Genomic DNA, 21,618 nt, shown 5'->3' with positions numbered 1-21,618 from the left:
TCCTACGGTTGAGTGCGCAGATTGCCGTTGTGCAGCGCGGTCACCAGCAGACTCGGCAGGCCGTTGACCAACAAGAGAACGGCCACCACGAGGCCAGTCGCCAACCACGGCTCGGTCAGCCAGAAATGATTGCCGAGCTGTAGCGCACCGAAGATACTCAGTATCCATCCGGCAGCCTGGGCACGTCGGGCGCGCTGGGCAGGTCTGACCGGATACGAGCCGTTCACGGCTGGCAACCTACGGCCATAATTTTCACGAGATGCGATTCGAGCCGCCACGACGTGGAGCAGTACAGCGAACGTAATGGCACACAACGCAAGCGACATACAGTCATCTCCCCTTCCGACTGCTGTCTACGCGCAGTCTCACGGGACTGGAACGATAGACCGATGACGACCAAGCTGACCATGGACTTCGGATCTACGCTACCCATCGGGTGGACCGAACTCGACCGAACTGCGCAAACGCAGCACTGGTCGGTGTTCAACAGTAAGTTCGGGTTTCGGCCCGGGACCACACCTGAGTCGTGGCCGGCCATTGCCGAGCCTGCACCCTCCATGACATTCGACCTGGACGCCCATACCGTCCGCACGACGGCCTCGTGGTCTGCCCGGGTCGACGCCGTCAACGCGGAAGCTTTGCGCTGCTTCGTCACCGAGTTTTCGGACAACCCGACCTTCGTCGTCCTGGACTGGCAACACCCCGGCTACAGCTTCGACGCGGAAGCGCACGCCGACGCGGCCGAGAACGGCGAGTGGCGGGTCCCCGTGTACCCGGACGGCGATTACTACATCTTCGCCCGCGACGGATTCACCGAAGGGACCTTCGGCCACCCGTGGGAACGCACCTTGTGTGTCTTCGGACCGCGTATGGTCGCCACGCTAGGTCGCACCTTGGCAACGTGGCTTCCCACGATCCGCGTCGACGGTGAACAGGTTGCGGCTCGACGAATGTAACCGAGCCCACCAGCCGACAACAGGCCAACCGAGCGAAACAGAATCCGTATGGTTGCACGATGGACGACAACGACGCGTCGGAAGCGATCGAGCTGGCCTTGACGAAGCTGGAGGGGCAGCGCGCCTCTCATGTCGACATGATGGGTACTACGCCGTTCGCACCCTTGGCTCAGGTGCAGCGCCCCGGCGTGGTCGCCGTCGTGCTGCAGAACAACGCCATGCGAATCACGGTCGTCGTCGACTACCACGAAGGTGGTTGGCGTGTCCCGACGATGCTGACAGGCTCTCGTCGTAACACCGCTGCCCGGGCGCTGGAAACCGGCCCGATGGGACTCCAAGCAAAGAGCATGAAAAAGGTGCGCTGGCCGTCGACCGACCCGAAACGTTCTACACCGGAGCATTACTGGTTCACGCTGACCGGCCAAGCCGCAGTCGATGTCGATCACGTCGTCGTCACCAGCGATGTCGATACATTTCGTGCAGTTCCAGACAGTGACGGGGTGGTGTTGGCACTCGTCGAGGCCACCGACACGAGCAACCCGGCCATCGTCGTCCACACAAGAGACGGTCGCGAAGTGCTTGCTGGGCCGTGAAGGGACAGGCGCTACCGCCCTGTCGACCCCGAAGATTCAGACGAGATTTCGGGGCCGTGTTTCTCGAGCGCAACCACAGCAGCCACCAAGATCAGCGCGGCGCTAGCGATACCCGGTAACCACATCGGATCCGGGGCGTAAAAAAACAGCAGCGCATAGTGCAGCTGAAAGATCGCCACTGGCAACAAAATTAGTGCCCTTTTTCGACGCATCCGGCCGTTCGAGAAAAGTATCTCGCTGATCGAACCAACAAGGATCAGCGCAACCAACGGTGGCCCCTGATGCCATTGCAGTAGTACTTCCCAGTGACTTTGGCCAGTAGAACTGGATCGCCCGAAGACGGCGAACGCAGCCGATACGAGTGCACAGACTATCCAGCTGATCGGATGGCGAAAAAGCTGGCGGACTCTTCTCAAAAACGCTTCCTTACAACATGAACAGCGACGACCTCGAACTGAACCAATGAGCAGCTCGCTTCTCTTCGAGCTGAGCACGTCAACAACTTACATTCCACGTCGTGGCCGGAGGCCTCGAATCACATGCAGAGGGACCTTATCGTTCACTTGTCCGGGATCGCTCCGGCCTGTGAAACCATCGCCTCATGACCGTTCGACCGTGCACCGATGCTTCCCCAGCTCAGTGGTTACTCACCGCGGACCGCGATTGGTCGGACCTCGCTGTTCGTGGGCCACTCGGATACGAGGCATACGCGCGCATACGGTTCATTCCCGACCCCACCTATCCTGGTCAGCGCGAAGGGGACGCAGACGTCGACGGTGAAATAATGCCAGAGATCAAGCAACTGGCGATTGCGACCTCACACCTCTCCAGCCACACCTCCACACCCGACGACTGCTACTTCGCAATCTGGGAAGGATGGGGTGGACTCGAACTCGTCGGAGCAGTGCAAGTACCGTTCGTCAATCGCGAAGCTGTTCTGTTCATCGGTGCCACCAGTGATCTCTCGACATGGGTCGACTCTCGCGATGACACCAGCCCCGACAACTTGCCGATCCCGTCATTCGTCTGGCCAGCCGACCGCGCCTGGTGCATCGCCAACGACGTCGACCCCCACTTCGCCACCATCGGAGCAAGTTTCACTGCGATCCAAGAACTACTGGAGACCACCACCATCGACGTCGCCGCGGACGATCCCGACCTTCCGCAGCCTTGGTACAGCGTCTAGAGAACGAGTCACCGGTGCACGGCTGGCAAGCAAATCCACGGCCGGTTCGATTCACCACGCGAATGTGGTGGTGGCCGTTGCCCCTGCTCGCGCCCCGTTACGTCGTAGCCGAGTGGAAAGCCATCGGCATGAATGCGACGCCGGTTCGCTTGGACGGCGGCACGATCGTTGAATCATGCTTATATTCAGGTAAACACCAGGAAGTCCCCACCTTTCGACCAGTGCAGGGTTCGTACGAACTGGCGTTGACATTGCCGTCCGTCCACGTACGCACGCTAAGCTGCGGGCATGGTGCGGTCGGTGTGGTGGGCCCTCGCCGTAGCCGCGTTGGCTTTCACCGCATGGAACGGGTTGTCGCTGACTATGTTCGACGTGTCGATGGCGTGCTCCAAGATCGGCGAGGGCGGTTCCTACCACTGCGATGACAGAGCCATCGACGTGCTTGGGGTGTGGCCTCTAGTTGTCGTGGGGCTGTTGCTGGCCACGCCATCTGCGGTGGCAGCAATAGCAATGCGTCAGTGGGTTTCCTGGTTCGCCGTCGCCACCCTCGTTGTTCTGCTCATCGCCGGAATCGCGTCCGTGACTCATGACTCCTACTGGAACTTGCTTGTTCTCGCTCTTCCTATGGCGGTCATCGGATCCATTACCGCGATGTTCCAGCGAACCGCCCCAGGCTGCGGAGCCAGAAAGTTCTCGTGACCCATCGAAGCGGGCGATGACATCGCCCCTCGACCAACCGCCCGTGCGGGTGGGAGCCGCTCAGCCTTCGAATCGCTCGACCCGCCACGGCGGAATCTCGCGACGCGGTCGGACCTTGATCGCACGAAACCGATACCCGTCCTGATCGATAGCGGGCTCCCACTCGAAGTCGACCTGTTCGCCTACGTCGAGGTCGGAGACACCTCCACCGATGCTGAAACCTCCCACCGATCGAGAGTCGATGACTTCGTCTGGATGAAGGGCACTGAAGAAAGTCCAGCACCCACCTGGAGTGTGCTCGGAATCGATGACGCCCCAACTCTCTTCGCCGTTCCACACGGACACCACGCCGACAGACCACGTTCCAACCCGAATCGGTTCTTCCCAATCCAGATCTGTCACTTCGGTGACGGTGCCGTCAGGGGCAATATTCCAAGCACCGGATGTCGGACGGTCCGACTGTGCGACCGGCTCGGTACCCAGGGGCCACGCGCGAACTGTGAAGTAGCTGTGCCCGTACAGAGGTTCTGCCTGGTGCTGCCACTCGAACTCCACCTCCTCGCCTGGAGTCAGAACAGGAGGTCCGTGAACAGCAACCGATACAAACGGCGTCCAACTTCCGCCCGGTGTGTCGTCGGAATCGATCACGCCCTCCATGCCGAGAATCTCCCAGCTCCGGACCCGCCCGCGACTCGTCATCTGTCGAGTATGTCCGGTGTTCGGTGGAAGAGCTGGATCCGGTTGCGTGGAGATACACCGCTCCGTGAATGCGCAGCCGTTCGTCAGTGCGCCACCGGCACTTCTGTGTTGCTCTCGGAGCGGACTCCCATTCGACTACGCAGAGCGATCACCAGCACCACCGCCATGAGCATGACACCGCCGACTACCCACAAACCGGCCTTGGCGTTGCCGGTGGCGTCGAGCAGCCACCCCGTCACGTACGGGGCACCGAAGCCCGAGGAGTTGCCGACCGAGTTGATGATCGCGATTCCAGCCGCTGCACCCGCTCCGGTGAGGAACGTACTGGGCAGGTACCAGAACACGGGGAGTGCGCAGAACACGCCCACTGCGTTGACCGTCACCGCGATCATGGTGGTGAACGGTGAATCCATATACAGCGCAAACGGAATGGAGATCGCACCGATCAGGGTGGGGATCGCGACGTGCCAGGTTCGCTCGCCCGTCCGGTCCGAGTGTCGACTCCAGAGCACCATCGCCACTGCGCCCACTGCGAACGGCACGGCCACGATGAGACCCGTCGTCACGAGCGAGAAGTCGGTGTCGAACGTCTGCTTGAATCCCGCGACAATGCTGGGCAGGAAAAAACTCAGGGAGTAGAGACCGTAGGTGATGCCGAAGTAGATCAGGCCGAGCATCCAGACCCGGACGTCACCGAGAGCGCGCTTGACCGAGCCGCTGATGTGCCCGTCCTTCACAGCGTTCTCGGACTCCAATTCGATGGTGAGCCAGTCTTTCTCGTCTACAGTGAGCCACTTCGCCTGTGACGGTCGATCCGTGAGATAGAACCAGGTGACCACTCCGAGCAGTATCGCCGGAATACCCTCGAGGAGGAACATCACCCGCCAACCCGACAGTCCGAACAGCCCGTCCATGTACTGAATGATCGCACTGGACAGGGGCGCACCGAGCGCCGACGACACCGGTAGTGCCAGCATGAACAGGCCCATCAGACGGACTCGGTAGGCACGCGGAAACCACATCGTCATGTACAGCAGCACACCGGGGAAGAAGCCGGCCTCGGCGATGCCGAGCAGAATCCGTAGCCCGTACAGCCACCCTGCTGTCGGTACGAATGTCATGGCGGCGGCCACAATTCCCCACGACACCATGATGCGGGCGATCCACCGTCGGGCACCGAATTTGTGCAGCGCCAAATTGCTGGGCACCTCGAACAGCAGATACCCGATGAAGAACAGTCCCGACGCCAGACCGAACATCGTTTCGGTGAGGCCCAATTCGTCGCTCATGGTCAGCTTGGCGAGACCGATGTTGGTGCGATCGAGATAGTTGACGAAGTAGGCCAACCCGAGAAACGGGATGATGCGTCGGGCGACCTTCTTGACCACCCTCGTTTCGATCTCGGGCTTCGAAATGACTGCAGGCATGGGCTCGGCTTTCCCTAGAGCGAAAGTGACCTGGACCACACTATGGACCTATCGGGCACGGGTCTATGGAGATATCACCCACCCAAGGCGGAGATTCGAGGGCGAAGTCTCCAACGCTCGCCGAGGTCTGCCGTGTTGCAGTCGTGTGCCCACGCTGGAATCCTGTGGTTGTGCGAGTAGCTCTCATTGCCGATATTCACGGCAACATCGCGGCGCTCGACGCCGTCCTCGACGACATCGACCGGCAACGCGTCGACTCGGTGGTGAACCTCGGCGATCTACTGTCCGGCGGACTGCATCCGCGTCGGACTGCGGACCGGCTGATGGCGCTGGGCTTTCCCACTATCGCCGGAAATCACGATCGCTATCTGCTCGAGCAGGATCGCGAGTCCATGGGTAATTGGGATCGGCACGCCCATGATCGACTCTACGACGAGCATCGACAGTGGCTGGGCTCGTTGCCGTTCTCACTCGAGTTGGGTCACGGAATCCTGGCTGTGCACGGCACTCCCACCGATGATCAGCAATATTTCCTGCACTCGGTGGACGCCAACGGCTCTCGCGAGGCAACCGGGGCCGAAATCCTAGACCGGGCAGCAGATTTCATGGACCGCTCTGTCATCGCCTGCGGGCACACCCACCTGCAGCGCCAATGGACGCTTCCCAGCGGCACACTCGTGGTGAACCCGGGCAGCGTCGGAACCCCAGCGTACGACGACGATCAGCCCTACCCGCACGTCATGGAATCCGGGTCGCCGCATGCGCGTTACGCAGTACTCGACGATCGCGGCACAGGCAGCTGGTCTGTGTCTTTCGAGCTGGTCGACTACGACCACATCGGTGCTTCCGCCGATGCCCGCGCGCACGGCATGAACGCCATCGCCGACGCCCTCCTCACCGGTTTCGTCGGCCCTGCGCCACAAATGCCGTCACACTGATCGCGTGAAGATCACCGACGCCCAGCGGCGACACCGGCTCGTCGCGCAACACTTTTCCGACCCTTCGAGCGTCGAAGCCGTGGTGTCGTCCCTGCTCGCGTTGCACGCGACCGACCCGGCGACTGTGTATCTCTCGGTGTTGGCGCGTGCTCGATCGCTGGGACTGTCCGATGTTCGTGACGCGATGTACGAGCGTCGAAGTCTCATCCGGCTGATGGCGATGCGTCGCACGATGTTCGTCGTTGCGCACGACGACGTTCCGATGATTCATGCTGCCGCGAGTCTCGGGGTTGCGCGCACCATGCGGGCACGCTTGGTCAAACAGGTCTCGACTTTGCCCACCGAACCGGTGATCGACGATGTCGAATCCTGGCTTGCTGCAACGGAACAAGATACCGAGACGGCGCTGCGCTCGATGGGTACAGCGACCGGAGCGGAGCTCTCGGCCGCGGTCCCCGGCCTCAAGACTGCGCTGCTACCGACCACCGACAAGGTATACGACGTCCGGAGATACGTCACCTCCGAGGTGCTGGTGATGATGGCCGCCGAAGGAAAATTGGTGCGGGTCGAGCCACGGGGAGCATGGACTTCTCGGCGGCATGCGTGGGCACCGATCGACCACTGGTGGCCGGACGGGATTCCCGATCTCGATGAAACCGAGGCACGCGCCGAACTTGCCCGACGCTGGCTCGAAGTATTCGGACCGGCGACGCTCGACGACCTGCAATGGTGGACGGGGTGGAACAAGACGCAGACTCGTGGTGCAGTTTCCGGCCTGGACACAGTGGCGGTCGAACTGACCGAAGGCGACGGAATCATGTTGACCGGCACTACCTTCGACAAGCCCGCCGGCACGAGCGTCATGCTGCTGCCCGCACTCGATCCCACGCCGATGGGCTGGAAGCACCGCGCCTGGTATCTCGGCGAACACAAGGCCCCGCTGTTCGATACCTTCGGCAACATTGGCCCGACCATTTGGTCCGGGGGTCGCATCGTCGGAGGTTGGGCTGTGACCGGATCCGGAGAAGTGGCGACCGAGTTGCTCGAAGACGTCGGCTCGACGGTGTCGAAAGCCGTTGTTGCCGAAGCCGAACGACTCACCACCCTGCTCGACGGCACCGCGGTGGTCCCGTCCTTCCCGACGCCGTTGGAGAAAGAATTGAGAGGCAAGAAGTAACCGGTGTTCGTCTACGGATTGTGCATCTGCAGCCGCAGCCGGGCCTGAGATCATCTGCGACGAACGCCGTGAGATGGTCTCGAACCGACACTGTCCTCGACCAACAAATCCGGTTGCACTTGATCAGCGATGTGCTTTACTGACCGCGTGATGACCCGTGCGCAGTTCTGGTGGCCGCTCTGACAGCGGCGTGCAAAAATTGTGCATTCGGCCGCCTGTCGTGCGGCCTGACAACTCCCTTCGCGGGATCTCACACGGGTCTCACGTTCAGGTGGCTGCCTACCGAGGAGGCCGACCACCTTGTTCGACGAAAACGAATTCAACCGAACCGCTCCGAGACTGGGCGAGATACTCGTCAGCTCTCGATCACTCGCCGAATACCGAGCAATGTTCTCACTCACCGAGGATGACCTGAACAGTCGAATCCTCGATTGCCCCAGTGGTGCAGCATCGTTCACCGGCGAAACGAACGGGCTCGGCGGTATAGCCACAGCGTGCGACAGCGCATATTTCGATGCCACCCCTGCCGACCTCGCCGCGATCGCGATCAACGAGGCGGGGCGAGGCAACGCATTCGTCCACACTCACCGTGACGGCTACGCGTGGACATACTTCGCCGACCCGGATCACCATGGACGAATCCGCGAAGATGCAGCCGGCCGGTTCTCCGCCGATATCAACGATCACCCAGAGCAGTACGTGCCAGGCCGGCTACCGTCACTGCCATTCGGCGATAACACCTTCGACCTCGTGCTCAGTTCCCACCTGCTGTTCAGCTACTCCGATGTTCTCGATCATCAGTTCCACATCGACTCCATCACCGAACTGGCCCGCATCAGCCGCGGTGAGGTGCGCATCTTCCCTCTGGTCGCCGTCGGCGAGCCCACACCGTATCCGCGTCTCGGCGAACTACTCGAGGAACTCGCAGCCCGCGGGATCAACGGTCGGATCGTGAAGGTGAACTACGAGTTTCAGCGAGGTGCAGATGAGATGCTGGTCTGCACACAGCCGAATATCTACGACCCAGAGGAGTGGATCCATCGGTGAGCGAATCTCTCGACTACCGGGTCAACTTTTCCGTCGACGACGCCGCACTGTCACAGCTTCATCAACGAGCATTCGGCGGAGAGTACGAACTCACTCCGTGGCGGGCCCGACTGGACACGCACAGTAAATCGTGGGTGGGCGCGTTCGCCGACGGCCAGCTGTGCGGGTTCGTACACGCGGTCTGGGACGGAGGCCGACACGCCTTCCTCCTCGACACCGCCGTCGACCCCTCATTGCAACGGCGCGGCATCGGAACAACCCTCGTAGCGCGCATCGTCGCGGATCTGCGAGGGTCAGGGATCGAGTGGGTGCACGTGGATTACGAACCACACCTACACGAGTTCTACTCTGCAGGATGCGGATTCAGAGAGACAACCGCGGGGTTGCTCCGGCTCGAATGAGCGATGCGTGACTGCAGTCCTGAGGTTCTTGCCCACACCGTTGCGTCAGAACCGGTAGCGGCCTTCGGCCCAGGCACGGGCTGCCGGCGGGGTCACCGTGTCGACAGGTTCACCGTCGCGAAAGTAGCTGGTGTGCAGAATCCAACCCGCGTCGACTGCTTCCTGCCACGCCTGGGTCGGGCCTTCACCGAACCACAGCCACGGGGTGATGTCGTCCATGATCACGATCGTGTCCGGGGTAGCGAATGCGCGTAGGTCGTCGAGGTCCGCGCGAGCACCTTCCACCGAATGGTCGCCGTCGACGAAGATGACATCGAACCGCACGTCCGGGTGTTCTTTCGCGTATGCGGCGATGGTGGTGTGCGAATCACCCTGGATCAGGGTGTGGCGGCCCGGAAAGTGTTGGTCGATATGGGCTTTCGCGGCGGCACTGTAGGTGTACGCGGCTAGGTCGAAGGACACGACGGTCACGTCGGGTGACGCGGACAGAAAAGCCCAACTCGAGAAGCCTGCATTGAACCCGACCTCACAGATCAGCTTCGTACCCGGCTGGGCGGCGAGCGAAGACAAGTATGTCTGCTCCGCCTCATCGGCTCCACGCTCGAAAGGTTCCCCAGCAGTGGCCGTTTGGTGTACCAATGCCTCGAGTTCCTGCAGACCCATCCACGTTCTCCTATCGTCTGATTCGGAGCGTAGCCAAGTTCGATGCTCCATGCAGACGACGGCTGATTGGTGCCCGCAGGCGATGCCTGTAGCGTTCGCACCGAATGACTTTCCGCACCGTGAACGGGGAACGAGTCGATGACCGTAGATCTCACCAAAGGCGATGACCGCGCCGCCGGGCCGGTCAACCCGTACGCAGTGATCTCGCTGGTGGCGGCTCTCCTGGGACTGTTTCCTGTCGCGATAGTGTTCGGGATCCTGGCCTTCTGGCGACCTGCTGGTCGAGGAATTGCCATCGCTGGCTTGGCAATCGGGGTGATCGAACTGCTCGTTGTCGCGACTTTCCTGTACGGGTTCGGATCTCTCACACCGAACAATTCGGCATCCAGCGACACATTGACGCCTTACTCGGTACCGGCAACCGCGATGTTGACGGTTCCGTCCACCACGACCTCTCTGCCTCCGGTGGAGACAACGCTCGACGCGACCGAGGTACCGATCGCGTCGAGTCCTGAGGTGGACGACCCGTGCGATCCGAGCACCGACAATCACGAAACCTCCGCCGATGGCACATTCCTCAAATGCACCTATGCAGGGTCGACCAGCGCGCGGTGGGTGCAGTCCGCACCGATCATCGACAGCAACGCGGAGGCAGGATCGGTATGCGATCCGACTGTCAGCGGCATCGCAGTGTCGCCGGACGGAATCGACTTGTTCTGCGTCTCCGACGGCGCAAATGGTGGGGGCTATTGGTCGCCCGGCCCGTAGGCGGTTGATTCGTTAAGCCTTGGGTTCGCATTGCTCTCTCGAAGCGACGTCTCATCGACCAGGGCCCGAGAGTGAACGCCCGATCCCATCGTCGACAGCGATAGACATCCCGCCGATGAGCAATTGAGATCACTCGCACGACAACTCGGTCTTCGTAGATCTGATACACGAGCCTGAACTCGCCTCGTCGACAAGCTTCGACAGGTTCGCTCGAACTTCGGCAAGCGGCAGAGTGGTCATGTACAGAATCCCAGCGCGAAAAACTTCCACTCCGCGTGAACCTGCTGGGTTACTACCGCTCCGCGAGCAAGCTCACGGCTCGAGCCCCGCAGCCAGTGTCGGCCAGCTCTTTGCAAGCTGGTCGGCCCAGTACGGCCACGAGTGCGTACCAGGGCTGCCCAGATCGAACGTGGCCGGGATGTTCAGCTCGACGAGTTTGTCGCGCAGCAAGCGCGTGCAGAAATCGGTGCCTACTTCGATCGCCCCGCCGATCACCAGCGTGTCGAGGTCTTCGAGCGTCTCGTACCGCTCGTGCGGACCGGGGAGGCCACTGGCGGAGAAGAGGTAGATGGACATTCCGCGCAGCGCTTCTGCGTTCACCAGCAGATCGTGGGCGGCCCAGCCAGCGTTGAGGGGGCCACCGAGCATATTGTTCGCGTTGCCGCCGTAACCGGCGACGATGGTTCGCATGAGGGTTTGCCCGAGTATGCCCTCGGATAGAAAGCACCCGCTGTACGCCGCGACGGCCGAGTACCTGTCCGGGTTCCGGGCGGCCAGCATCATCGCCGACTGAGCGCCCATCGACAGGCCCGCCACACCGTCATTGCCGTTGCCCTCGAACTCCGCGTCGATCAACGGCGGAAGCTCCTGCGTCAGAAAGGTTTCGAAGCGGTAGCGGCCGAGGCGGGGGTCGTCGTTCTCCCAGTCGGTGTAGAAGCTCGCTGGACCGGCAAGCGGGAGAACCACGTTGACGTTCTTGTCACGAAAGAACTCCGCCGCGTTGCCCTTGCGAAGCCAGATGCTGCTCGACGGTTCGTTCTCCCCGGATCCGCTGAGCATGTACAACGTCGGGCGCGGGCCTTTACGCTCCGCGGGGGTCAGAACCTGCACCTCGATGGTCCGATCCATGCTCGGCGAGTACACCGACAGCCACGTCAGCGTCGGGCCGGTATCGATTCGGTTCTCGATCCGCGCCGTCTGGCTCGGTGCAGGATTTTCAGTGTCGATGTCTTGAGCAGCGACGGGCACGCCCGCCACGAAGGTGAGTAGAACCGCGATCACCACCAGAACCGGCCGCACGCCGAACATAGGACCCCCACTGCCCGCGGCGCTGTGCGACCGCTGTTGTCGGGGCAGTTTTGCACGAAGGAGGGGCACGAATCGGACTGATCGTCAGCAACTTGTGAAAAATCCGGCATTCAGCCTGTTTTGTGCCTCACCGATGGGAACAGTTCAGAACGTACCGAGGCCGCGAGCAGCCAGTGGGCTGCCGACAAGTGACATGCCGGGACACCTACTGATGTCGCGCGTCAAGCTAGACGTTGAAGCGGAACTCCACCACGTCGCCGTCGGACATGATGTAGTCCTTGCCCTCGATGCGCACCTTGCCGGCGGCCTTGGCCGAGGCCATAGAACCTGCGGCAACCAGGTCGTCGAAGGAGACGATTTCGGCCTTGATGAAGCCGCGCTCGAAGTCGGTATGAATGACTCCCGCAGCCTGCGGAGCCGTGTCGCCTCGATGAATCGTCCACGCGCGGGCCTCTTTCGGGCCTGCGGTGAGGTAAGTCTGCAAGCCCAGGGTGTGGAAGCCGGCGCGAGCCAACGCGTCAAGACCAGGTTCGGTCTGTCCGACGGATTCGAGCAGTTCCGCTGCCGATTCCTTGTCGAGTTCGAGCAACTCGGATTCGATCTTTGCGTCGAGGAACACCGCGTCGGCGGGAGCGACGAGGCGAGCGAGTTCGCCGATCTTCGCGTCATCGGTCAGCACCGACTCGTCGGCGTTGAAGACGTAGAGGAAGGGCTTGGTGGTGAGCAGCTGGAATTCACCGAGAAGCTCGAAGTCCAACTTCGCCTTCGCCGAGAACAACGTCTTGCCGTCGTTCAGAACCGCCTGTGCTGCCAGCGCCGCGTCGAGCGCGGGCTTGCGATCCTTCTTGATCCGCACCTCTTTCTCGAGGCGCGGGATGGCCTTCTCGAGAGTCTGCAGATCGGCGATCGCGAGCTCGGTTTCGATGACCTCGATGTCTGCGGTCGGGTCGACGCGACCATCGACGTGCACCACGTCGTCGTCGGCGAAGACGCGAACGACCTGGCAGATGGCGTCGGCCTCACGAATGTTGGCGAGGAACTTGTTGCCCAGGCCTGCGCCCTCGGACGCTCCCTTGACGATGCCGGCGATGTCGACGAACGACACCAGCGCGGGCACGAGCTTCTCCGAACCGAACACCTCGGCCAGCTTCTCGAGCCGGGGATCCGGCAGCGCGACCACACCGACGTTGGGCTCGATGGTGGCGAACGGATAGTTCGCGGCCAGCACATCGTTGTTGGTCAGTGCATTGAAGAGGGTGGACTTGCCGACGTTGGGCAGTCCGACGATTCCGAGGGTGAGGCTCACGGTCTATGGAGTCTACTTTGACGACACCACCAGCTCGGACAGTGCCCGGCCAGCGTCGATACTCGACGCACCCAGCGGCGCCAGAACGACGTGATCTGCGCCGGCAGCGTGGTGCGCAGCCACTCGCTCGGCGATGTCGTCGACACTCCCCCACACCGCCAAGCCGTCGACCAGACGGTCGCTGAGATCGTCGACATCCGCCTCGGTGAACCCCATGCGCAGGAAGTTCTGCCGATACCCAGGAACCGTGGCGAGAAAGCTCAGCGGTTCCCGAGCTGCAGCACGCGCCCGATCCGGATCGGACTCGACCACGACGAACTGGTCGACCACCAACGTCGCCCCACCGAGTGCACCGCGCGCCTGCGCCGTCCACTCCGGCGTCACCAGCAATCCGATTGCGCCGGCAGCGCGGTCCCGCGCCATCTCCAACTTCTTCGGACCGAGCGCCGCGAGCAGAAGGTGATCGGCAGGCACTTCGAGCTCGTCGAGGTACTTCCTCAACCCGGCCAAAGGCCGAGCACTCTGCGGCCCGCCGAGGCCGAGGACGAATCGACCGGTGCCCGAGAGCTCGTCGAACAGCTCATCGGTCTGTGCAGGCGAGTACACATCGACCGGCACGATCCCCGGAACGATGGTCGCAGTCTCGGTTGCGTGGACCAGATCGGCCAGCCTGCCGAGTCGATCGAGCTGCCCTCCCGGCAACCAGACCGAGGTGAATCCGAGTGATTCCAATTCCCGTGCGTCGTCGAGGTACGACGGTGACACGTTGATAGAAATGCCGATGGTGCCGAGACCGAGTGTGTCCATGGCTACGACGCTAAAACCTCGAGCGTTGTTCAGGTCAAGAGGTGATCGCCGAACTCGGGTCCCAGCTCGCCAGAATCGGCAGGACATTCGCCGTGCTCGACCCTTCCTCGACTGTGTAGACGATCAAACTTTGATCCGGCGCGCTCGGCGACGTCAGAAACTCGATCCCGAATTGGAGGGTGCCTGCCGCCGGGTGCTGAATGATCTTGGTGGCACCTGCGAATTCGGCGACCTCGTGATCGCTCCACCATTGCTCGAAACAGGGCTCCGATGATCGCAATTCGTCGATCAACGCACCCAGGGTCGGGTCTCCCGGTCGACGAGCAAGATCGCGGCGCAGCGCCGCGACCGAGGCCGCCGCGAACTGCGACCAGTTGACGATTCGCTCGCGGGCGATGGGACTGCGAAACAGATAGTGGAACAACGAGTGATCAGCGGACGGTTGAAGACTCAGTACGGATCGAACCAGCGAGTTGCTGGCCAGGACTTCCCCACTGCGCCCGAGCAGGATCACCGGCACATGGTCGAGCGCCTTCATGACCTGGAGCAGACCTGAATTCGGTAGCTGCGCAACATCCTCGGTGGGCGCCGCCGGGGACGCGAGATCGAGTAGATGCGCGGACTCGACCTCATCGAGCTTCAACGCGCCGGCGATTGCCCGCAGCACCTCGGTCGACACGTTGGCCTGGCGACCCTGTTCGAGTTTGCTGTAGTAATCCGGACTCACTCCGGCCAGAGCCGCCAGCTCTTCGCGCCGCAGCCCCGGCACCCGTCGGGCACCGGGATACGTACGAATCCCGGCCTCGACCGGAGTCATGCGGTCGCGCCGATCACGCAGAAACGCGCTGAGGGCGGACCTGTCCTTGTTCACGAATTCCACAGTAGCGACATGGGCGATTGCCAACCTGGTCATGACAGACCTAGGCAGAACGACGCCTGGTTGACTGCCTCGACCGACCGTAGACATGGCGTCATGACTTCTTCTACTTCTCCTCAGCTCCTCGGACGCACCGCCGTCGTCACCGGATCGACCAGTGGGATCGGTGCTGCCATCGCGCTCACCCTCGCCGCCCACGGGGCATCGGTGGTCGTCAGCGGCCGCGACGCCGAGCGCGGCAAGGCCCTGGCACACAGCATTTCCGAGACAGGCGGCACTGCGGCCTTCATCGACGTCGATCTCTCGGGCAGCTACCAGGAGCTCCGCGAATTCGCCGCCCGCAGCACCGACGCTCTAGGCGGCCGCGTCGACATTCTCGTCAACAACGCCGGCATCTATCCGGCCACCGCCACCGCCGACCTGCCCGATGATCAGCTCGACGCGATGCTTGCCGTCAACGTCCGAGCTCCACATGTGCTCGTCGGCGCGCTGGCCCCGGCCATGGCCGAGCGCGGTAGCGGAGTCATCGTGAACATCGGGTCGTGGATGGCCACGATGGGCAGCCCCTTTGCCGCTATGTATTCCGCCACCAAGGCCGCCGACGAACAGCTCACGCGCAGTTGGGCAGCCGAGTTCGGACCGCGCGGCGTGCGAGTGAACGCCCTCGCACCCGGAGCGACTCTGACCCCGGGCAACGAGGACGCTCGTCAAGTACTCGACGCCATGACGGCCGGCACGCCCGCAGGCACGGTGCTCTCGCCTCAGGACATCGCCGACGGCGTTCTGTTCCTGGTATCGGACAACGCCGCGATGGTCCACGGAACAACCCTCTACGTCGACGGCGGCATCTCGGTCACGCGCGGGTGAGCAGTGAACCGCCGTCGACCGGTCACATGGTCGAGACGACCAAGCCGATGAACGCAAGGTAGAGAACGATGAAGGCACCGAAGATGATCAGCGACAGCTTCCCGAAGAACCCGGCCCGATTCGACGAATACTCTGCTCCCTGAACGTCTCCCATCATCCACAGCGGGTGCACTTTCAGTGCGTGGTTGAACGCTGGAATGGCCAGCGGCCAGAAGAAGATGACGGCCACAACGGCCCAGCCTGCATTGGAGGACGGCAGAGCAGCTGGCTGCGAATACGGCTGCGCGGCCGGAAAAGACTGCCCCGCTGGAAACGACTGTGCGGCTGGGAACGGTTGCTCGTACGGACCTGACATGAGAATTTCCCCCGATTGTTCGATGACGGACAACCAGTAGGACGCCGCATCGTCACATTCGGTTCCATCGGTCCCCTACGTCAGGCGTTCGCCACCGGGGGTGGTGGCGAAGATGTGGGCATGCGCCTCGTCGATCCGAACGTGGACGACCTGCCCCTTCTCTGGCGGGCTGCGCCAGTCGACGCGGGCGACCAGATGCTGGATGTCGCCGTCGATGGTGGTGTTGCCGAACACGAATGCCTCGGATCCGAGTTCCTCGACGACGTCGATGGTCAGTTCCAGACCTCCCGAATCGGCGATCTGGACGTGCTCGGGTCGAATTCCGAACACAACTTCGCGCCCCCGCGCGGCGGCGAGAACGTCGCGAGAAACGGGAACCAGTTGCTCGCCGATCTGCACGCCGCCGTCGGCGATGGGCACCGTGAACAGGTTCATCGACGGTGAGCCCATGAACCCGGCAACGAAGACGTTCACGGGGCTTCGGTAGAGCTCGCGAGGAGACGCGCACTGTTGCAGAACACCGGATTTCAGCACGGCCACCCTGTCGCCCATCGTCATGGCCTCGACCTGATCATGGGTGACGTAGACGGTGGTGGTTCCGAGCCTGCGTTGCAGCTGAGCGATCTGAGTGCGAGTCTGCACTCGCAGTTTCGCGTCGAGGTTGGACAGCGGTTCGTCCATGAGGAACACCTGCGGCTGACGAACGATGGCTCGCCCCATGGCAACTCGCTGGCGCTGCCCACCCGAGAGCGCCTTGGGTTTGCGGTCGAGATAGTCGCCGAGGTCGAGCATGTCGGCGGCGTCCCCGACGCGCTTGCGGATCTCGGCCTTGTCGGTACCCGCGAGTTTGAGTGCGAAGCCCATGTTCTCGGCCACGCTCATGTGCGGGTACAGCGCGTAGTTCTGAAAGACCATCGCGATGTCGCGGTCCTTGGGCTCGGAGTGCGTGACGTCGGTGCCGCCGATCATGATGCGTCCGCCGTCGACCTCCTCGAGACCGGCGAGCATCCGTAACGAGGTGGATTTACCGCAGCCGGACGGGCCGACGAGGACGAGGAATTCGCCGTCCTCGATCTGCAGGTCGAGTGCATCGACGGCAGGCGTGGACGATCCGGGGAAAAGCCTGGTCGCGCGGTCGTACGAGATTGTTGCCATGAGATTGAAATCCCTCCACCGGCAGGAACGTGCCGGACGATCCGAGTGGTTTGAGCGGGGGTGAGCGCGTCGTCTCTCCTAGTCGTGTCGGTTGGCCTGCGCTGGCGGCCGCGTCCGGCTGGGCACCGGTCCGGTGCTGGCTCGAACGGTCAAGGTGATCGGGGCAGTGACAGCGCGGGGTGCGCCCTCGTCGGCGTCGGGGCTCAACGCGTCGAGAATGAGGCGGGCAGCGATTTCGCCTTGCTCGCGTACGGATTGGCGAACGGTGGTCAGGTCTGTCAGCGCGGCGACGGGATGATCGTCGATCCCGACGACCGAAATGTCTTCGGGGAAGCGCATACCGCGTCGACGCAGAGTTCGCATGACCCCGAGTGCGAGTTCATCGCTGTGTGCGAAGACTGCGGTCGGGGGATCGTCCTGGGCGGCGTCGAAGATCTCGTCCATTGCGGCCGCGGCGTTGATTCCACCCCAGTCGACGTCGCGGACGAGCGAATTATCCACGGCGACACCGCCGGCCGCCAGAGCGTCGACGTATCCTTCCGAGCGGCCCGAGCGCGTCGGCCAGCCTGGCTGGTCGGGATCGTGCGCGGCGATCATCGCGATGCGTCGGTGCCCGAGCTCGACAAGATGGTCGACGGCCAGCCTGCCGGCCTGATAGTCGTCTATGCAGACGTAGGGGTAAGCGGCACTTTGGCCGCCTGCCGCGACGATGCCGACGCCCATCAGCTCCAGCCTTTCCTGCTCGGCGCGATCGACCGGAAAGGCAACCACCACAACGGCATCGACTTTGCGGCGCGCGGGCAACCTACTGAAGAAGTCCTGTCGATCGTCGGTTCCCCCAACCTGATAGAGCAACAGATCGACGTTCGCCGCGGCCAACACCGTCTCGATCCCGTTGACCATCTCACCGAAGAACCAGCGTTCGATGTGCGGAACGACCAACGCCACTCGCTGCGTCCGGCCCCCACTCGCCAAGCGCACCGCGTCCGGTGACACCACGTAGTCGAGGCGTCGGGCGGTAGCGAGAACTTTGTCTCTCGTCGCCGCCGACACGCCGTAGGAATTGTTCAGGGCGCGCGAGGCAGTGGTGAGGGAAACGCCGGCTTCGCGAGCGATATCGCTCAAGCTCAGGGATCCACGTTGGTCGGTCACGAGGCGAGCGTAACCCCAACCACTTGATTTCGGAAGCGCTTCCGACATATGCTGCGGAAGCGCTTCCGAACTGTGATGCGCATCTCATTGCGGAGGTTCGATGAATTCACATCACACAGCTCGATCGAGGTGGATGCGGCACCTCGCGGTTGCCGCGTGTGCCGCCCTTCTCCCCACAGTGGCAGCCTGCGCACCACCCGGCAGCGGCGGTTCCGCCAGCGGTCCTGCGGCTCCCGTCGAGGTCAGCACCGATCTAGGCGCCGATCCGATAGAGCTCACCCTGTACGACGGGGCAGGCCTGAAGAAGATCGACGAAGCCCTGATCGCGGCGTTCACCGAGATCCACCCGAATGTGACCATCACCGCCCGCTACGACCCGGACGACGTTCAGGCCGTCAATGCGCCCCGCGTGATCAGCTCTGCGAATCCGCCCGACATCGCGCGCATCATCGCGCTGCCTGCGGCGGTGAACAACGATCAACTCACATCACTCGACCCGTGGGCGCAGGCATACGGATGGAACGACCTGCCCGCGGGGCAGCTGGCGATGTATCGCGTCGACGAGAACGGTGTGCGAGGCAGCGGTCAGCAGTACACGATGGCCAGCGGGTTCACCGTGACCGGGTTGTACTACAACAAGGAACTCGCCCGCCGGATCGGAATGACCGAGCCGCCGAAGACACTCTCGGAATTCGAGACCGCGCTCGCATCGGCGAAGGCCGCAGGAATCCTCCCCATCATGGCCGGAAACAAGAACGCTCAGGTCACCTTCGCCGTCCAGATGATGCTCAACACCTCCCTGGGGCGAGATGCAATGAACGACTGGGTCTTCAACGCTCCCGGCGCAACCCTGGACACTCCGACCGCAGTGGACGCTGCCTCGGTGGTCGCCGACTGGGCGCAGCAGGGCTACTACCCCGAGGACACCAACGGAACCGACGCTACAACTGCCGCAGGCAGATTCGCCGAGGGCGAGGGACTCTTCTATGCATCGGGCAACTGGGACTCCTCGACGCTGCAGACCAAGTTGGGCGACAACGTCGGCTTCATGTTGCCTCCCACGCGAGATGGAAGTGTGCTGGCGATGTCGGATCCGGTCTCGAATTTCGCGATCCCGTCCGGTTCCGACAACAAGAACGCCGCCGCTGCGTTTCTCGACTTCCTCAGCTCGAACGCCGGTCGGCAGGTTGCCGTCGATGCCGGGTTCGCACCGTCAGGCAACGGCGATGTCCCCGCCACCGAGCCCGGATCCCTCGGCGCAGAAGTGCAGGACGCATTCAGCCGACTCGTCGACGGCAACGGCCAAGTTCAGTTCGTGCAGAACGCCACCAACGGCATGACCGGAACATGGCTGCCGCAGGTCCAGATGCTCGTCGCGGACAGAACCACGCCCGCCGAGATGATGAGCGCCATCCAATCCGCCTACGAGCAGGACCTTCTGAAATGACCGTCACCACACACCGAGCCCAGTCCCCCACGGCCGCAACGATGCCGAGACGCGCCGCGGGGCGAGTGGAACGAACCACCCGCGTGCGACGCGCACTCACCGGCTGGCTGTTCGTCCTCCCCGCGGCGCTGGTCTACGCGTTGTTCGTCCTGCGACCGCTGCTGACAACCATGTGGTACTCCTTCTACAACTGGGACGGCATTTCGGTCGGTAGCTGGGTAGGACTCGACAATTACGGCCGCGTGCTCACCGACCCGCAGCTGCTCTCGTCGATCGGCCACGCGTTCTTCCTCATCCTGTTCTTCACCGTCTTCCCGGTCATCGGCGGCCTTCTCGTCGCTGCCCTGTTGCAGGAGATCCGGATACGTGGCCTCGGAACTGCGGCCCGCACGCTGTTGTTCCTGCCGCAGATCATTCCCGGCGCAGCAGCGGCAGTGGCCTGGGTGTGGATGTTCTCCAGCAACGGAACCGTCAACCAGGCGCTCTCGGCGATCGGCCTGGACAGCATCACCCGCTCGTGGCTCGGCGACTTCGACTGGGCCCTGCCCGCCGTCGGAATCATCGGGACCTGGCTGGGATTGGGATTCTGCACCATTTTGCTGATCTCCGGGATCGGAAAAATCGACACCTCCATCTACGAGGCTGCACGCATCGACGGTGCCGGGTTCTTCCACACCTTTCGCTACGTCACCGTCCCGGCACTGCGAGCGGAAATCGGTGTGTGCGTCACCGTCACCGTCATCGCCGCCCTCGCCAGTTTCGACATCGTGTTCATGTCCACCCAGGGCGGCCCGGGATACTCGACCACCGTCCCCGGCGTACAGATCTACCAACTCGGATTCACCGAATCCCGGGTCGGGCTCGCCAGCGCACTCGCCGTCGTCCTCACCGCGTTGATCCTGGTGGTCATCGTGCCCCTCCAGCGCGTCTTCAGGGAGAAATGACCATGAAAACCTCCGTACGTCAACGCGTTCCAGGACTAGTACTTCTGATCGGCACGATGATCTTCTCCATACTGCCGCTACTGAGCATGCTCTCGGCCGCGCTGCAGCCGCAGGGCACCGTCCCGCTCGGCCTGTCCTGGCCGTCGGACCCCCAGTGGCACAACTTCGTCGACGCATGGCGGGTGGCCGAGGTGACACCGCTGCTGATCTCGAGCATCATCCTCGTCGCCGGAGTGGTACCGGTCGCGGCCCTGTTCGCCGCTATGGCCGGCTACGGACTCGGTCAGCTGAAAGTCCCCGGCGGCACCGTGGTGTTCCTACTTCTGCTCCTGGGCTTGACCCTGCCCAGGGAAGCGACGATCGTGCCCCTCTACTACCAGCTTCGCGACATGAACTTGCTCAACACTCGGCTGGGGTTGATCCTGGTACTCATCGGAACATTCATGCCGTTTGCCGTCTTCTGGATGCGCGCGCATTTTCTGTCGATGCCCAAGGAACTCACCGAGGCAGCATCACTCGACGGCGCAGGAGCATGGAAAGCGTTCCGCCACATCCAGATCCCGTTGGCCGTGCCGGCACTGGCGTCGATGTGCCTGCTGCTGTTCCTGTGGACCTGGAGCACGTTTCTTCAGGCCATCGTCCTGATCGACGACCCGGCCAAACGGACGATGGCGGGAGCGCTGCAGAACTTCGTGGGTCAATACTCCACCGACGTGGTTCTGCTCAACGCCGGATCGTTGTTGATCATGGCTCCCACCATTGTCGTGTTCCTCATCTTCCAACGACACTTCGTGAAAGCAATGATCTCCGGTGCCGTCAAAGGCTGACCTGCCGATCACCGAACCT

General features: G+C 62.6%; 25 protein-coding genes and 1 pseudogene. 13 read left to right on the top strand and 13 right to left on the bottom strand.

Annotated features, from left to right (window positions below):
- Positions 1 to 2: 2 nt before the first annotated feature.
- Entirely contained in the window at positions 3 to 227 is a 225-nt protein-coding gene (locus tag CH294_RS16335; RefSeq protein ID WP_242640198.1) for a hypothetical protein, read from the bottom strand.
- 162 nt (positions 228 to 389) lie between these two features.
- Between CH294_RS16335 and CH294_RS16330 the strand changes: the two genes are divergently transcribed.
- Both CH294_RS16330 and CH294_RS16325 read left to right on the top strand, forming a co-directional pair.
- Positions 390 to 956 (top strand): DUF2716 domain-containing protein, encoded by a 567-nt coding sequence (locus CH294_RS16330; RefSeq protein ID WP_094738524.1) that lies wholly within the window; start codon positions 390 to 392, stop codon positions 954 to 956.
- Between the two features lie 59 nt (positions 957 to 1,015).
- Positions 1,016 to 1,549 (top strand): hypothetical protein, encoded by a 534-nt coding sequence (locus tag CH294_RS16325; protein WP_094738523.1) that lies wholly within the window; start codon positions 1,016 to 1,018, stop codon positions 1,547 to 1,549.
- Between the two features lie 11 nt (positions 1,550 to 1,560).
- On the opposite strand, the gene CH294_RS27265 is transcribed toward CH294_RS16325, so the two are convergent.
- Positions 1,561 to 1,818 (bottom strand): hypothetical protein, encoded by a 258-nt coding sequence (locus CH294_RS27265; RefSeq protein ID WP_141216513.1) that lies wholly within the window; start codon positions 1,816 to 1,818, stop codon positions 1,561 to 1,563.
- A gap of 332 nt (positions 1,819 to 2,150) precedes the next feature.
- Between CH294_RS27265 and CH294_RS16320 the strand changes: the two genes are divergently transcribed.
- Together CH294_RS16320 and CH294_RS16315 are read left to right on the top strand one after the other, a co-directional pair.
- The gene (locus tag CH294_RS16320; RefSeq protein ID WP_094738522.1) at positions 2,151 to 2,735 is read left to right on the top strand and encodes a hypothetical protein; all 585 of its coding nucleotides are present in this window, start codon (positions 2,151 to 2,153) and stop codon (positions 2,733 to 2,735) included.
- A 288-nt stretch (positions 2,736 to 3,023) separates the two neighbouring features.
- The gene (locus CH294_RS16315; protein ID WP_249305331.1) at positions 3,024 to 3,434 is read left to right on the top strand and encodes an ABC transporter permease; all 411 of its coding nucleotides are present in this window, start codon (positions 3,024 to 3,026) and stop codon (positions 3,432 to 3,434) included.
- Positions 3,435 to 3,494: 60 nt separating this feature from the next.
- On the opposite strand, the gene CH294_RS27845 is transcribed toward CH294_RS16315, so the two are convergent.
- Positions 3,495 to 4,133 (bottom strand): hypothetical protein, encoded by a 639-nt coding sequence (locus CH294_RS27845; RefSeq protein WP_249305329.1) that lies wholly within the window; start codon positions 4,131 to 4,133, stop codon positions 3,495 to 3,497.
- An 83-nt stretch (positions 4,134 to 4,216) separates the two neighbouring features.
- Complete coding sequence (locus tag CH294_RS16305) at positions 4,217 to 5,560, bottom strand: MFS transporter (protein ID WP_094738521.1); 1,344 nt, start codon at positions 5,558 to 5,560, stop codon at positions 4,217 to 4,219.
- A 170-nt stretch (positions 5,561 to 5,730) separates the two neighbouring features.
- Between CH294_RS16305 and CH294_RS16300 the strand changes: the two genes are divergently transcribed.
- The 4 genes from CH294_RS16300 (at position 5,731) to CH294_RS16285 (ending at position 9,123) form a co-directional block, all read left to right on the top strand.
- Positions 5,731 to 6,498 carry a metallophosphoesterase family protein gene (locus CH294_RS16300; protein WP_094738562.1) on the top strand — a complete coding sequence of 256 codons (768 nt, stop codon included), beginning with the start codon at positions 5,731 to 5,733 and terminating at the stop codon, positions 6,496 to 6,498.
- A gap of 4 nt (positions 6,499 to 6,502) precedes the next feature.
- Positions 6,503 to 7,675: a winged helix DNA-binding domain-containing protein gene (locus CH294_RS16295; protein ID WP_094738520.1), complete on the top strand. Its 1,173-nt coding sequence runs from the start codon at positions 6,503 to 6,505 to the stop codon at positions 7,673 to 7,675.
- A gap of 300 nt (positions 7,676 to 7,975) precedes the next feature.
- Entirely contained in the window at positions 7,976 to 8,722 is a 747-nt protein-coding gene (locus tag CH294_RS16290; RefSeq protein ID WP_170944748.1) for a hypothetical protein, read from the top strand.
- Positions 8,719 to 9,123 carry a GNAT family N-acetyltransferase gene (locus CH294_RS16285; RefSeq protein WP_094738519.1) on the top strand — a complete coding sequence of 135 codons (405 nt, stop codon included), beginning with the start codon at positions 8,719 to 8,721 and terminating at the stop codon, positions 9,121 to 9,123. The genes CH294_RS16290 and CH294_RS16285 overlap by 4 nt, the downstream gene beginning before the upstream one ends.
- A gap of 45 nt (positions 9,124 to 9,168) precedes the next feature.
- Here CH294_RS16285 and CH294_RS16280 read toward each other — a convergent pair whose 3' ends face one another.
- A complete protein-coding gene (locus tag CH294_RS16280) occupies positions 9,169 to 9,786 on the bottom strand; it encodes a class I SAM-dependent methyltransferase (RefSeq protein ID WP_094738518.1) in 618 nt (205 codons plus the stop codon).
- A gap of 138 nt (positions 9,787 to 9,924) precedes the next feature.
- Between CH294_RS16280 and CH294_RS16275 the strand changes: the two genes are divergently transcribed.
- A complete protein-coding gene (locus CH294_RS16275; RefSeq protein ID WP_094738517.1) occupies positions 9,925 to 10,554 on the top strand; it encodes a DUF4190 domain-containing protein in 630 nt (209 codons plus the stop codon).
- Here the strand turns inward: CH294_RS16275 and CH294_RS27260 are convergent.
- The 5 genes and pseudogenes from CH294_RS27260 to CH294_RS16255 form a co-directional block, all read right to left on the bottom strand.
- A pseudogene (locus CH294_RS27260) lies at positions 10,463 to 10,750 on the bottom strand (hypothetical protein); the annotation flags it as partial. The gene CH294_RS16275 and the pseudogene CH294_RS27260 overlap by 92 nt on opposite strands.
- A gap of 116 nt (positions 10,751 to 10,866) precedes the next feature.
- Positions 10,867 to 11,862 (bottom strand): alpha/beta hydrolase family protein, encoded by a 996-nt coding sequence (locus tag CH294_RS16270; protein ID WP_094738516.1) that lies wholly within the window; start codon positions 11,860 to 11,862, stop codon positions 10,867 to 10,869.
- Between the two features lie 226 nt (positions 11,863 to 12,088).
- On the bottom strand, positions 12,089 to 13,168 hold the full coding sequence (ychF, locus tag CH294_RS16265; protein ID WP_032380545.1) for a redox-regulated ATPase YchF: 1,080 nt from the start codon (positions 13,166 to 13,168) through the stop codon (positions 12,089 to 12,091).
- A 12-nt stretch (positions 13,169 to 13,180) separates the two neighbouring features.
- Positions 13,181 to 13,975: a TIGR03620 family F420-dependent LLM class oxidoreductase gene (locus tag CH294_RS16260; protein WP_094738515.1), complete on the bottom strand. Its 795-nt coding sequence runs from the start codon at positions 13,973 to 13,975 to the stop codon at positions 13,181 to 13,183.
- Positions 13,976 to 14,009: 34 nt separating this feature from the next.
- On the bottom strand, positions 14,010 to 14,846 hold the full coding sequence (locus CH294_RS16255; protein ID WP_094738560.1) for a helix-turn-helix transcriptional regulator: 837 nt from the start codon (positions 14,844 to 14,846) through the stop codon (positions 14,010 to 14,012).
- 102 nt (positions 14,847 to 14,948) lie between these two features.
- On the opposite strand from CH294_RS16255, the gene CH294_RS16250 reads away from it, so the two are divergent.
- Positions 14,949 to 15,719 (top strand): SDR family oxidoreductase, encoded by a 771-nt coding sequence (locus CH294_RS16250; protein WP_094738514.1) that lies wholly within the window; start codon positions 14,949 to 14,951, stop codon positions 15,717 to 15,719.
- A gap of 22 nt (positions 15,720 to 15,741) precedes the next feature.
- On the opposite strand, the gene CH294_RS16245 is transcribed toward CH294_RS16250, so the two are convergent.
- The 3 genes from CH294_RS16245 to CH294_RS16235 form a co-directional block, all read right to left on the bottom strand.
- On the bottom strand, positions 15,742 to 16,074 hold the full coding sequence (locus CH294_RS16245) for a CD225/dispanin family protein (RefSeq protein ID WP_052077602.1): 333 nt from the start codon (positions 16,072 to 16,074) through the stop codon (positions 15,742 to 15,744).
- A 75-nt stretch (positions 16,075 to 16,149) separates the two neighbouring features.
- The gene (gene ugpC / locus CH294_RS16240; RefSeq protein ID WP_094738513.1) at positions 16,150 to 17,229 is read right to left on the bottom strand and encodes a sn-glycerol-3-phosphate ABC transporter ATP-binding protein UgpC; all 1,080 of its coding nucleotides are present in this window, start codon (positions 17,227 to 17,229) and stop codon (positions 16,150 to 16,152) included.
- Between the two features lie 78 nt (positions 17,230 to 17,307).
- On the bottom strand, positions 17,308 to 18,381 hold the full coding sequence (locus CH294_RS16235) for a LacI family DNA-binding transcriptional regulator (protein ID WP_249305327.1): 1,074 nt from the start codon (positions 18,379 to 18,381) through the stop codon (positions 17,308 to 17,310).
- Between the two features lie 100 nt (positions 18,382 to 18,481).
- On the opposite strand from CH294_RS16235, the gene CH294_RS16230 reads away from it, so the two are divergent.
- From CH294_RS16230 to CH294_RS16220, 3 genes are read left to right on the top strand one after another with little or no spacing between them, the layout of a single operon-like run.
- Positions 18,482 to 19,828, top strand: coding sequence for an extracellular solute-binding protein (locus CH294_RS16230; RefSeq protein WP_094738511.1), 1,347 nt, complete (start codon positions 18,482 to 18,484; stop codon positions 19,826 to 19,828).
- Positions 19,825 to 20,772, top strand: a complete 948-nt coding sequence (locus CH294_RS16225; RefSeq protein ID WP_094738510.1) for a sugar ABC transporter permease — start codon at positions 19,825 to 19,827, stop codon at positions 20,770 to 20,772. Before CH294_RS16230 ends, CH294_RS16225 begins: the two co-directional genes overlap by 4 nt.
- 2 nt (positions 20,773 to 20,774) lie before the next feature.
- Positions 20,775 to 21,599 (top strand): carbohydrate ABC transporter permease, encoded by an 825-nt coding sequence (locus CH294_RS16220; protein ID WP_094738559.1) that lies wholly within the window; start codon positions 20,775 to 20,777, stop codon positions 21,597 to 21,599.
- The last annotated feature ends 19 nt before the right edge of the window (positions 21,600 to 21,618 follow it).

It is taken from the genome of Rhodococcus sp. 14-2483-1-1, assembly GCF_002259335.1.
In the GTDB taxonomy this organism is placed as follows: Bacteria; Actinomycetota; Actinomycetes; order Mycobacteriales; family Mycobacteriaceae; genus Rhodococcoides.
This window is presented reverse-complemented; position numbering and strand designations above follow the sequence as displayed.

Excerpts from the sequence above, each read along its gene's own strand:
- CH294_RS16330 (WP_094738524.1), top strand. The coding sequence starts at position 390 with ATGACGACCAAGCTGACCATGGACTTCGGATCTACGCTACCCATCGGG.
- CH294_RS16325 (WP_094738523.1), top strand. The coding sequence starts at position 1,016 with ATGGACGACAACGACGCGTCGGAAGCGATCGAGCTGGCCTTGACGAAG.
- CH294_RS16320 (WP_094738522.1), top strand. The coding sequence starts at position 2,151 with ATGACCGTTCGACCGTGCACCGATGCTTCCCCAGCTCAGTGGTTACTC.
- CH294_RS16315 (WP_249305331.1), top strand. The coding sequence starts at position 3,024 with ATGGTGCGGTCGGTGTGGTGGGCCCTCGCCGTAGCCGCGTTGGCTTTC.
- CH294_RS27845 (WP_249305329.1), bottom strand. The coding sequence starts at position 4,133 with ATGACGAGTCGCGGGCGGGTCCGGAGCTGGGAGATTCTCGGCATGGAG.
- CH294_RS16305 (WP_094738521.1), bottom strand. The coding sequence starts at position 5,560 with ATGCCTGCAGTCATTTCGAAGCCCGAGATCGAAACGAGGGTGGTCAAG.
- CH294_RS16280 (WP_094738518.1), bottom strand. The coding sequence starts at position 9,786 with ATGGGTCTGCAGGAACTCGAGGCATTGGTACACCAAACGGCCACTGCT.
- CH294_RS16275 (WP_094738517.1), top strand. The coding sequence starts at position 9,925 with ATGACCGTAGATCTCACCAAAGGCGATGACCGCGCCGCCGGGCCGGTC.
- CH294_RS16270 (WP_094738516.1), bottom strand. The coding sequence starts at position 11,862 with ATGTTCGGCGTGCGGCCGGTTCTGGTGGTGATCGCGGTTCTACTCACC.
- CH294_RS16260 (WP_094738515.1), bottom strand. The coding sequence starts at position 13,975 with ATGGACACACTCGGTCTCGGCACCATCGGCATTTCTATCAACGTGTCA.
- CH294_RS16250 (WP_094738514.1), top strand. The coding sequence starts at position 14,949 with ATGACTTCTTCTACTTCTCCTCAGCTCCTCGGACGCACCGCCGTCGTC.
- CH294_RS16245 (WP_052077602.1), bottom strand. The coding sequence starts at position 16,074 with ATGTCAGGTCCGTACGAGCAACCGTTCCCAGCCGCACAGTCGTTTCCA.
- ugpC (WP_094738513.1), bottom strand. The coding sequence starts at position 17,229 with ATGGCAACAATCTCGTACGACCGCGCGACCAGGCTTTTCCCCGGATCG.
- CH294_RS16230 (WP_094738511.1), top strand. The coding sequence starts at position 18,482 with ATGAATTCACATCACACAGCTCGATCGAGGTGGATGCGGCACCTCGCG.
- CH294_RS16225 (WP_094738510.1), top strand. The coding sequence starts at position 19,825 with ATGACCGTCACCACACACCGAGCCCAGTCCCCCACGGCCGCAACGATG.
- CH294_RS16220 (WP_094738559.1), top strand. The coding sequence starts at position 20,775 with ATGAAAACCTCCGTACGTCAACGCGTTCCAGGACTAGTACTTCTGATC.